Genomic DNA, 12507 nt, shown 5'->3' with positions numbered 1-12507 from the left:
TCGGAGCCGACCCATGAACATGGATGCAAGCCGAAACAAGAAGCGGCTCGGTCAGGAGGCGCTCGACCGCGTGATCGCCGCGGCGGGTGGTGCACGGCGGGTCGCCGATATCTATCCGCTGTCGCCGCTACAACGGGGGCTGCTGTTCCACAGCCTGTATGAGCCGGATGCCGCTGTCTACGTCATCTCGCTGGCGTGCCGGTTGCAAGGCGCGCTCGATCCACGCGCATTCCAACAAGCGTGGCAGCTGATGGTCGCACGACACCCTGTGCTGCGCACGGCCTACGTCGGCCATGAGCTCGATGTGCCGTTGCAGGTGGTGCTGCGCGAGGCAATGCTGCCGTTTGCCCAGGAGGACTGGCGGCATCTGTCGAAGGACGAGCAGGATAGCCGCTTCGCCGAGCTGCAGCGGATCGAGCGCAGCCGCGGCTTCGACTTCGCAGCGCCGCCCCTGATGCGGCTCTGCCTGATCCGGATCGGCGACGACGATCACCGCCTGCTGTGGAACGTGCATCACATCGTGCTCGACGGCTGGTCGCTGCCGCTGCTGCTCGACGCGGTGTTTGCGGCCTACTCTGCGCTGAGCCGCGGCGCAGCGCCGGCGCTGTCTCACCTGCGGCCGTTCAAGGACTATATCGGCTGGTTGCAGCGCCAGGACATGGCACAAGCGGAAGTGCATTGGCGCCGGCGGCTCGCTGGCTTCGATACGCCGTCGTCTTTGGGGCTGGCCCGCCCGTCTCGCGAGCCTGGCAGCGGAGAGCGCCATGCCGTGCTTCAGCGCGACCTGAACGTCGGATTGTCAGTCCTCGAAAGCTTCGCACGAGAACACAAGCTGACCCTCAATACGCTGGTGCAGGGCGCCTGGGCACTGCTGCTCGCTCGCTATGGCGGCTCCGAAGACGTGGTGTTCGGCGTCACCCTGTCGGGCCGTCCGGCTGAACTCGCCGAGGTCGAGCGGATGGTCGGGCTGTTCGTCAACACACTGCCGCTGCGCGTCCAGCTATCGGACCGCACGACGGTCCTGGATTGGCTGCGCGAGATTCAGATCCGGCAAAGCGAGCTGACGGAGTATCAATATAGTCCGTTGCCCCTGGTGCAGCGCTGGAGCGAGCTCGGCGACCGAACGGCTCTGTTCGACAGCATCGTCGCGTACGAAAACTACCCGGTGGCAATGACCGCCGGCGCAGACGCCGTGCGGCATCTCCGGATCAGCGAGGTCCGGACCACGGAACGGACCAGCTATCCCTTGACCCTGCAGATCGTCATCGAGCGGTCGATCGCGGTCAACCTGATCTATGATGCCGAGCGGTTCGCCTCGTCCGCGATGGACCGCCTGATTGATCATCTCGGTCACCTGCTCGGCGAACTCATCTCGGACCCGGCGCGCCAACTCGGCGCGATACCCCTGCTGCGCGCAGAGGAGCGGCGCGAGCTCATCGCCCCCGCCGCAGATCCGGCTGCCTATCGCCCCCACCGGTGCCTGCATGACCTTTTCGCTGCGCAGGCCAAGCGCACGCCCGAAGCGGTGGCCGTCAGTTGCGACGGTCGGATGCTCAGCTATGCCGGACTTGAGCGGCGCGCCAATCAGCTCGCGCACCATCTGCGAGGGCTTGGCGTCGGTCCGGACGTGATCGTCGGGCTTTACGTCGAGCGGTCGATCGACATGGTGGTCGGCGTGCTCGGCATCCTCAAGGCGGGCGGTGCCTATCTGCCGCTCGACCCGAGCCATCCGCCGGAGCGGCTGGCGGGCATGCTGGGTGACGCCGGTGCGCGCGTGCTGCTGGCGCACGACGCGCTGTTGGCGCGACTGCCCGTGACGGACGCCGTCGTCGCGCGTTTCGAAGCAGATGGTGAGGTGATCGCACGTCAGCCCGGCACCGCGCCTGCCGTTGCCAGCGATCCGGACCACCTGGCCTATGTGATCTACACCTCCGGCTCGACCGGCCGGCCTAAGGGGACGCTGATCAGCCACGCCGCCGTGGTCAGGCTGTTCGCGGCAACCGACGCCTGGTTCGGCTTCGGCGCGCAGGACGTCTGGACGCTGTTTCATTCGCTCGCCTTCGACTTCTCGGTCTGGGAGCTTTGGGGTCCGCTGCTCAATGGCGGCCGGCTGGTGGTCGTGCCATATTGGATCAGCCGCTCGCCGGATGATTTCCATGCGTTGCTGTCGCGCGAAGGCGTGACCGTGCTGAACCAGACGCCATCGGCGTTCGCCGGCTTGATCCGCGCGGACCGGGAGACGCCGCGACCACTGGCGCTGCGTTATGTGATCTTCGGCGGCGAGGCGCTGAACTTCGCCGAGCTGGCGCCGTGGTTCGAGCGGCACGGTGACGCCACGCCGCAACTGATCAACATGTACGGAATCACCGAGACCACGGTGCACGTGACATGGCGGCCGGTGCGGCAGGCCGATGTCGGCGCGGCGGCAAGCGCGATCGGTCAGACCATTCCCGACCTGCAGGCCTATGTGCTCGATCCGCACATGGAGCCGGTGCCGATCGGCGTGACCGGAGAGCTGTACATTGGCGGCGCGGGTCTCGCCCGCGGCTATCTGCATCGTCCCGGATTGACGGCGGAGCGGTTCGTGCCGAGCCCGTTCGCGCATGGCGCGCGATTGTATCGCACCGGCGATCTGGCGCGCTGGAGCGCGGTGGGCGTGCTCGACTATCTCGGGCGCATCGATCATCAGGTCAAGATCCGAGGCTTTCGCATCGAGCTCGGCGAGATCGAGGCGGCGTTGCTGACCCTGCCGGATGTGGAGCAGGCGGCGGTCGTGGTGCGCGAGGACAATTGCGATCGCCGCCTGATCGCTTACGCCGTTCTGCGCGACGGTGCGGTGCTCGATGCAGACATCATGCGCCAGCAACTTCTGCGGGGCCTGCCGGACTACATGGTGCCCTCGGCGATCGTGAGTCTCTCCTCACTGCCACTGACGCCGAATGGCAAGCTCGACCGCAATGCGCTGCCGGCGCCGGAGCTCACGTCGACTGGCGGCTATGCGGCGCCGCGCAACCCGGCCGAAACGAGCCTCGCGGCGATCTTCGCGGACGTGCTCGGTGTGGACCGCGTCGGCATCCACGATGATTTCTTCGCCATCGGCGGCCATTCTCTGCTCGCAACGCAGGTCGTGGCACGCGCCCAGCAGGATCTCGGCGTCCAGGTCGCGCTGCGCCTCCTGTTCGAAACGCCAACGGTCGCAGGCCTGGCCGAGCGATTGAGCCTGGCGACGGCAAACACGGCTCTCCCGCTGCTCCCGGTTTCGAGACAGCAGCCGCTGCCGTTGTCGCATGGCCAGGAGCGGCTGTGGTTCGTCGAGCAGCTCGGGCTTTCGAAGGGGGGCTATAACGTCTCGGCGGCGGTGCGGCTGGCCGGGGCGCTGGATGTCGATGCGTTGTCGGCGGCGTTGAGCGAGGTGGTCCGGCGGCACGAGAGCCTGCGCACGCGTTTCGCGCGTGAGGGGCAGGGCGCCGTCCAGGTCATCGATCCGCCGTGGCAGGTTGCCCTGAAGCCCATCGTCGTGACTGCGGCTGACGCGCGAGAGCGGGCGGAAGCCCTGATGCAACAGCCGTTCGATCTGACACGTGACCGGCTGCTGCGCGTGGCGCTGCTGCGGCTGTCGTCCGATGTGCACGTGCTGGCGCTGTCGATGCATCACATCGTGTCGGATGGCTGGTCGATGGGCGTCCTGGTCGATGAGATCGCGACGCTGTATGCGGCGTTCTGCGCGGGCGGTCCGTCGCCGCTGCCGGAGCTGCCGATCCAGTATGCCGACTACGCGGTGTGGCAGCGGCGCTGGCTGGAGGAGGCGGCGCTGCAGCGGCAGCTCGCGTACTGGACCGCGCAGCTTGCCGGGGCGCCCGATGGCATCGAGCTCGCGACCGACCGGCCGCGGCCGGCGGTGCCGAGCTTCCGCGGCGCCGTGCACCGGTTTGCCGTCGACCCGGCCTGCACGGCGGCGTTGACGAAGCTGGCGCGGCAGGACGGGGCGACGCTGTTCATGGTGCTGCTGGCCGCGTTCGACGTGCTGCTGTCGCGCTGGAGCGCGCAGGACGATGTGGTGGTGGGCACGCCCGTGGCGGGCCGCACCCGGGTCGAGACCGAGCGGCTGATCGGCTTCTTCGTCAACATGCTGGCGCTGCGCTGCGACCTCTCGGGGACGCCGACGTTCCGTGACGTGCTGCGACAGATGAAAGCGACGGCGCTCGACGCCTACGCGCATCAGGACCTGCCGTTCGAGAAGCTGGTGGAGGCGCTGCATCCGGTGCGCGATCTCAGCCGCGAGCCGATCTTCCAGATCGTGTTCGCGCTGCAGAATACGCCGCAGCGGTCGGGCGGTCTGCCCGGGCTGACGCTGGAGCCGTTCGAGGCGGAGGCGGTGACGGCGAAGTTCGATCTCGAGCTGGCGATGAGCGAGGTCGATGGCGGGCTGGCGGCGACATTGATCTACGCCACCGACCTGTTCGAGGCCGCGACGATCGCGCGGCTGGCGGATCACTTCGTCCGGCTGCTGCGGGAGATCGCGGCGCGGCCGGAGGCGCGCCTGTCCGAGCTGAGCCTGCTGAGCGCTGTAGAGCGACAGCAACTGACGGCGTGGAGCGGCAAGAGTGTCGCCTATCCGCAGGATCGCTGCCTGCACGAGCTGTTCGCGGAGCAGGCGGCGCGAGATCCGGGTGCGCTTGCCGTGACCATGGATGGCGAGGAGCTCAGCTACGGCGCGCTGGAGCGGCGGGCCAACCGGCTGGCGCATCATTTGCGGCGGTTCGGCGTCGGACCCGACGTGATCGTCGGGCTGTGCGTCGAACGGTCGCTGGACATGGTGGTCGGCGTGCTCGGCATCCTCAAGGCGGGCGGCGCCTATCTGCCGCTCGATCCGCGCTACCCGGCGGAGCGGCTGGCCTACATGCTGGAGGATGCCCGAGTTCCCGTGCTGGTGACGCAGGCGGCGCTGCTGGAGCGCGTGCCGGCGACCGGGGCGATCATCGTGCAGCTCGATGTCGACGCATCTGCCATCGCCGGGCACCCGGAGACGGCACCGGCCGTCAGCTGTGACGCCGATCATCTGGCCTACGTGATCTACACCTCGGGTTCGACCGGACGGCCCAAGGGCGTGATGACGTCGCATCGCGGCATCATGAACCTGGCGGATGCGCAGCTGGATCAGCTGCCGCTGACGGCCAGCGACCGCATCCTGCAGTTCGCCTCGATCAGCTTCGACGCGGCGGTGTGGGACCTTGTGATGAGCTGGCGGGTGGGCGCGGCGCTGGTGCTGGCAGACCAGCACGACCTGATGCCGGGCGAACCGCTGCGCGAACTGCTGCAGCGCCATCGCGTGACGGCGGTGCTGCTGCCGCCGGCGGCACTGGCCGCCTTGCCGGTGGCGCCGCTGCCGGACCTGAAGATCCTGATCGCGGGCGGCGAGGCCTGCACGGCGGAGCTGCTGCGGCCGTGGCTTGCGGGCCGCCGCGTGTTCAACGCCTATGGTCCGACGGAGTCCAGCGTCTGCACGACCGTGCATCATTGCGGCGACGAGCGTCGCCCGCCGATCGGCCGGGCGCTGCCGAACACACGTACCTACGTACTGGATGCGCAGCTGGAGCCGGTCCCTGTCGGCGTGGCCGGCGAGCTGTATATCGGCGGTGTCGGATTGGCGCGCGGCTATCTGCATCGGCCGGGACTCACGGCGGAGCGGTTCGTGCCGAGCCCGTTCGCCAGGGGCGAGCGGCTGTATCGGACCGGCGACCTGACGCGGTGGCGGGCGGACGGCGTGCTGGATTATCTCGGCCGTCTCGATCATCAGGTGAAGCTGCGCGGCTTCCGCATCGAGCTCGGCGAGATCGAGGCGGCGCTGCTGGCGCAGGCCGGCATCGCCCAGGCGGCGGTGGTGCTGCGCGAGGACGGCGGCAGCAAGCGGCTGCTGGCCTATGTGGTGGCGCAGCCGGAGGCGGCGATCGACCCCGACACGCTGCGCGGCCGGCTGCAGCGCAGCCTGCCGGACTACATGGTGCCCGCGGCGATCGTCGTCCTCGCGTCGCTGCCGCTGACGCCGAACGGCAAGCTCGACCGCAACGCGCTGCCGGCGCCCGAGCGCCGTCGCGAGGGCGCCGACCAGCGGCCCCGCAATCCGGTCGAGACCGTGCTCGCCGGCCTGTTCGCCGACATCCTCGGCCTCGAGCAGGTCGGTATCCACGACAACTTCTTCGAGCTCGGCGGTCATTCGCTGCTGGCCATGCAAGTGCTGGAGCGCCTGCGGGCCACGCTCGGTGTCGCGCTGCCGGTGCGGCTGATCTTCATGGCGCCGACGATCGCGGGTCTTGCCGAGCATACCGAGCAAGCGCTGGCGCGTGAGATCGAGGCGATGTCATCGGACGAAATCGAAACGGCCCTGCGAGATCTGGATGGGATCGACATCCAGCGCACCGAATCCGTGGCCTGATCCGGAGCACGAGAGATGACCGACATTGCGACGTTGAGACGTGAGCTGCTGCAACGACGGCTCGCAGCGGCCGCAGGCGGCGCGCCTGCAATGCCGGTCATTCCGCGTCTCGGCGGGACAAAAGCGTCTTTGTCTCATGGCCAGGAGCGATTGTGGTTCGTCGAGCAGCTCGGGTTGTCCGGCAGCAGCTACGTCGTCCCTGCGGCGGTAAGGCTAACGGGCACGCTTGATGTCGGCGCGTTGTCTGCGGCGTTGAGCGAGGTGGTCCGGCGGCACGAGAGCCTGCGCACGCGGTTCGCGATGCGGGGCGAGAGCGCGGTGCAGGTGATCGACCCGCCATGGCCGTTGGCGCTTGTCCCGGATGACGTGGAGACGGAGGACGGGGCGCGGCAATGGCTCGCCGGATGGATGCAACAGCCGTTCGATCTGACGCGTGACCGGCTGCTGCGCGTGGCGCTGCTGCGGCTGTCGTCCGATGTGCACGTGCTGGCGCTGTCGATGCATCACATCGTGTCGGATGGCTGGTCGATGGGCGTCCTGGTCGATGAGATCGCGACGCTGTATGCGGCGTTCTGCGCGGGCGGTCCGTCGCCGCTGCCGGAGCTGCCGATCCAGTATGCCGACTACGCGGTGTGGCAGCGGCGCTGGCTGGAGGAGGCGGCGCTGCAGCGGCAGCTCGCGTACTGGACCGCGCAGCTTGCCGGGGCGCCCGATGGCATCGAGCTCGCGACCGACCGGCCGCGGCCGGCGGTGCCGAGCTTCCGCGGCGCCGTGCACCGGTTTGCCGTCGACCCGGCCTGCACGGCGGCGTTGACGAAGCTGGCGCGGCAGGACGGGGCGACGCTGTTCATGGTGCTGCTGGCCGCGTTCGACGTGCTGCTGTCGCGCTGGAGCGCGCAGGACGATGTGGTGGTGGGCACGCCCGTGGCGGGCCGCACCCGGGTCGAGACCGAGCGGCTGATCGGCTTCTTCGTCAACATGCTGGCGCTGCGCTGCGACCTCTCGGGGACGCCGACGTTCCGTGACGTGCTGCGACAGATGAAAGCGACGGCGCTCGACGCCTACGCGCATCAGGACCTGCCGTTCGAGAAGCTGGTGGAGGCGCTGCATCCGGTGCGCGATCTCAGCCGCGAGCCGATCTTCCAGATCGTGTTCGCGCTGCAGAATACGCCGCAGCGGTCGGGCGGTCTGCCCGGGCTGACGCTGGAGCCGTTCGAGGCGGAGGCGGTGACGGCGAAGTTCGATCTCGAGCTGGCGATGAGCGAGGTCGATGGCGGGCTGGCGGCGACATTGATCTATGCCACCGACCTGTTCGACGCCGCGACGGTCGCGCGGCTGGCGGATCACTTCGTCCGGCTGCTGCAGGAGATCGCGGCGCGGCCGGAGGCGCGCCTGTCCGAGCTGAGCCTGCTGAGCGCCGTGGAGCGGCAGCAACTGACGGCGTGGAGTGGCGACAGCGTCGCCTATCCGCAGGATCGCTGCCTGCACGAGCTGTTCGCGGAGCAGGCGGCGCGAGATCCGGGTGCGCCTGCCGCGGTCATGGGCGACGAGGAGCTCAGCTACGGCGCGCTGGAGCGGCGGGCCAACCGGCTGGCGCATCATTTGCGGCGGCTCGGCGTCGGACCCGACGTGATCGTCGGGCTGTGCGTCGAACGCTCGCTGGACATGGTGGTCGGCGTGCTCGGCATCCTCAAGGCGGGCGGCGCCTATCTGCCGCTCGATCCGCGCTATCCGGCGGAGCGGCTGGCCTACATGCTGGAGGATGCCCGAGTTCCCGTGCTGGTGACGCAGTCTGGGCTGATGCAGCGGTTGCCGGCGACGGAAGCAGTGGTGGTACAGCTCGATGTCGACGCATCTGCCATCGCCGGGCACGCGGAGACGGCACCGGCCGTCAGCTGTGACGCCGATCATCTCGCTTACGTGATCTACACCTCGGGCTCGACGGGACGGCCCAAGGGCGTGATGACGTCGCATCGCGGCATCATGAACCTGGCGGATGCGCAGCTGGATCAGCTGCCGCTCACGGCCGGCGACCGCATCCTGCAGTTCGCCTCGATCAGCTTCGATGCGGCGGTGTGGGACCTGGTGATGAGCTGGCGGGTGGGCGCGGCGCTGGTGCTGGCAGAGCAGCACGACCTGATGCCGGGCGAACCGTTGCGCGAACTGCTGCAGCGGCAGCGCGTGACGGCGGTGCTGCTGCCGCCGGCGGCACTGGCCGCCTTGCCGGTGGCGCCGCTGCCGGACCTGAAGATCCTGATCGCGGGCGGCGAGGCCTGCACGGCGGAGCTGCTGCGGCCGTGGCTTGCGGGCCGCCGCGTGTTCAACGCCTATGGTCCGACGGAGTCCAGCGTCTGCACGACCGTGCATCATTGCGGCGACGAGCGTCGCCCGCCGATCGGCCGGGCGCTGCCGAACACACGTACCTACGTACTGGATGCGCAGCTGGAGCCGGTCCCTGTCGGCGTGGCCGGCGAGCTGTATATCGGCGGTGTCGGATTGGCGCGCGGCTATCTGCATCGGCCGGGACTCACGGCGGAGCGGTTCGTGCCGAGCCCGTTCGCCAGGGGCGAGCGGCTGTATCGGACCGGCGACCTGACGCGGTGGCGGGCGGACGGCGTGCTGGATTATCTCGGCCGTCTCGATCATCAGGTGAAGCTGCGCGGCTTCCGCATCGAGCTCGGCGAGATCGAGGCGGCGCTGCTGGCGCAGGCCGGCATCGCGCAGGCGGCGGTGGTGCTGCGCGAGGACGGCGGGACCAAGCGGCTGGTGGCCTATGTGGTGGCGCAGCCGGACGCCGTGATCGACGGTGACGCTCTGCGCGGTCAGCTTCAAAGGATCCTGCCGGACTACATGGTGCCCGCGGCGATCGTCGTCCTCGCGTCGCTGCCGCTGACGCCGAACGGCAAGCTTGACCGCAACGCGCTGCCGGCGCCGGAGCGCCGTCGCGAGGGCGCCGACCAGCGGCCCCGCAATCCGGCCGAGACCGTGCTCGCCGGCCTGTTCGCCGACATCCTCGGCCTCGACCAGGTCGGCATCCACGACAACTTCTTCGAGCTCGGCGGCGACTCCATCCAGTCGATGCAACTGGTGTCTCGCGCGCGTGCTGCCGGCGTTACGATCACGCCGCGACAGATCTTCCAGCATCAGACCGTCGCTGCGCTCGCCCAGGCCGCGGCCGCCTCGCAGGCGTCTGCCGAGCCGGACGATCCGCTGGGGCCGGCGCCGCTGACCCCGATCCAGCACTGGTTCTTCGACCATCCCGGACCAATCCGTCATTTCAATCAATCCGCGCTGCTGCAGGTGCCGCCGGACATCAAGCCGGCACGGCTCGAACGCGCGCTCGCGTCGATCCTCATCCATCACGACGCGTTGCGCAGCCGTTTCATCCGGGACGCGACCGGCTGGCGGCAAGAGCCACTTGCTGTCGCGGACGTCACCGTCGCGCTCACGCATGTCGATCTGGCCGAGCTCGCGCCGGAGGCACGGATTGCGCAACTGACTGCCACTGCGGCGACACTTCAGAAGAGCCTCGATCCGTCGGCAGGCCGGCTCACGGCCGTCGCCTGGTTCGACTTCGGCGCCGATACACCGGGACGCCTGTTGTTCGTCATCCATCATCTGGTCGTCGATGGCGTCTCCTGGAGGATTCTCGTTGAGGACGTCATGGCGGCCTACGACCAGCTCGAGCGGGGAAGCTCCGTCACATTGCCGCCGAGGACGACGTCGTTCGGCGGCTGGGCAAGACGGCTGGCCGATCACGCGCGCGGGGTCGACGCCGGCCAACTCGACTACTGGACCTCGATCTGCCGGGATGTCCCGCTCTTGCCTGTCGACCACGCGACGGGCGCGCGCCGCGCCACGTATGGCGAGACGACGTCTCTGACCATCGATCTGCCGGCCGACGAAACCCAGGCGTTGCTGACGGTCGTGCCGAAGGCCTATCACAGCCGGATCAACGACGCCCTGCTAGCCGCACTCGCAATCGCCTTGGCGGATTGGCGGGCTGCACGCGAGGCCCCGGAGACTGTCAGCCTCGTCGATCTCGAGGGACATGGTCGGGAGAGCATTTTCCCGACGGTCGATCTGTCTCGAACCGTCGGCTGGTTCACCACGATGTTTCCGGTTCGACTGGATGCCGGACAGGTCGATCTCAGGGACGCGCTCCATGGCGGACCTGCAGCGGGCGTGGTGCTGCGGCGGATCAAGGACCACCTCCGCGACGTGCCGCACGGTGGCATCGGCTGGGGCCTCCTGCGCTATCTGAATCCGGAAACGGTCAAGATCCTGCAATCCCTGCCGCGCGCCTCGATCAGCTTCAACTATCTCGGACGGTTCGATGAGCGCGGTGCGGCGGGGTGGCGGATGGCCGCGGAAGATGCCGGTTCCTCGATTGCCGCCGAGCGCGAACGGGATCACCTGATCGAGGTCGTGTCGGTGATCCAAGGCGGCACGTTGCTGGTGGAGTGGCGATGGTGGCCGGACGCGCATGACCGGGCTTCGATTGCAGATCTGGCCGACCGCTTCCGGGCGGCGTTGAAGGGATTGATTGCTCATTGCCGCGCCTGTGAGCCGAGCCGGTTCACGCGCTCCGATTTCCCGCTGGTGACGCTCGACGATATCAGGCTCGCCGCCTTGCAGCAGCGTTACCCCGATCTGGAGGACGTCTGGCCGCTCGGTCCGATGCAGCAGATCATGTTGGCCCACGTCCGCCGGGCGCCGGGCAGCATCGCCTATCACGAGCAGCTCTGGCTGACGCTCGACGGCGAGCTGGATGCAGGCGCGCTCGAGAGAGCCTGGCGTGGCCTGATCGTTCGACATGGCTCGCTGCGCGTCGCATTCCCCGATGACGATGAGAACCCGGTGCAGATCGTGCGGCGGATGCCCGATCCACGATGGCGCTTTGCTGATTGGACGGAGCTGTCACCGGACGTCGTCGAAACCCATCTGAGCGCGTTTCTGCACGAAGACAGGAAGGCCGGCTTTGATCTGTCCGGCGGCGACGTGCTGCGAGCGTCTCTGCTTCGCCAGTCCCGGACCCGCCACACGCTGGTCCTGAGCTTCCACCATATCCTGCTGGACGGATGGTCCGTGCCGCTGCTGTTGCGCGAGCTGATGGAGCTCTATCATGCTGCGCATCAGGTCCGTCCGGCGTCTCTGCCGGCGCCCCCCTCGTATCGGGACTTCCTGTCCTGGCATTGTTCGGCAGATCGTGAACTCCACCGTGCGTTCTGGGTCGACCGGCTCAGCGGAGCAGATCTTCCCCGCCGTCTCGACCTGGCCCGCGGCAGCGCGGAGGAGCCGTTCGACTCCGCGGGCGAGGTCCACGCGCGCATTCTGGACCGCCTGACGACGAAAATTCAGGCGGCGGCGCATGCTCTGCGACTAACGATGAATACGCTGGTTCAGGGAGCCTGGAGCCTTGCGCTGGCCCGCCACGCCGACACCGGCGACGATCTGCTGTTCGGCATGACGACGGCGGTGCGGCCCGGAGATGTCAACGCGGTCGAGCAGATCGTCGGACTCTGCACCAACACGCTGCCCCGGCGGGTGAGGCTGGCGCCCGAGATGCGCGTGTCGGATTGGCTGACGGATCTGCAGGCGCGACAGGCAGACGAGCAGATGCACGACCGCATTCTGCTGAGTGACATCGCGCACTGGTTCGATGTGCCGCGCGATCAGCGGCTGTTCGAGTCCGTCGTCGTGTTCGAGAACTATCCGGTCGATGATGCGCTCACCGGCCGCCACACGGCGGCTGCGGGTGACATCAGAGTCGCCGCGTTCGACAGTTTCGAGGCGGGTATCGATTTTCCGCTGTGCCTCGTGGCCTCGGTCGACAGCGGCATGAGCTTCCGGCTGATCTTCGGCAGGCAGCGGTTCGACGCGGATGGTGTGGCGCGCCTGCTCGATGATGTCGTCGAGCTGATCCTGGCCATCGTCGCCGACCCCGAGCGGCGGCTTGCCGATTTTTGGCCCGGCCGGCCGCCTTCCGCCGGGGCGCACCGTGCATCGGACGATGGAGCCGTGACCGATGCGGCACATGTGGAATGGCGATGACCGGATATCGACGGTCTCCC

General features: G+C 68.4%; 2 protein-coding genes. Both read left to right on the top strand.

The window, feature by feature from the left end:
- Positions 1–13 precede the first annotated feature (13 nt).
- Entirely contained in the window at positions 14–6433 is a 6420-nt protein-coding gene (locus QXZ94_RS18360) for a non-ribosomal peptide synthetase (protein ID WP_315721595.1), read from the top strand.
- A gap of 15 nt (positions 6434–6448) precedes the next feature.
- Positions 6449–12487: a non-ribosomal peptide synthetase gene (locus QXZ94_RS18355; RefSeq protein WP_315721594.1), complete on the top strand. Its 6039-nt coding sequence runs from the start codon at positions 6449–6451 to the stop codon at positions 12485–12487.
- The last annotated feature ends 20 nt before the right edge of the window (positions 12488–12507 follow it).

Source organism: Bradyrhizobium sp. SZCCHNS2022, from assembly GCF_032377575.1.
GTDB lineage: Bacteria > Pseudomonadota > Alphaproteobacteria > Rhizobiales > Xanthobacteraceae > Bradyrhizobium > Bradyrhizobium aeschynomenes.
Note: the sequence above shows the minus strand (reverse complement) of the source record. Positions and strands in the feature narration are given on the sequence as shown.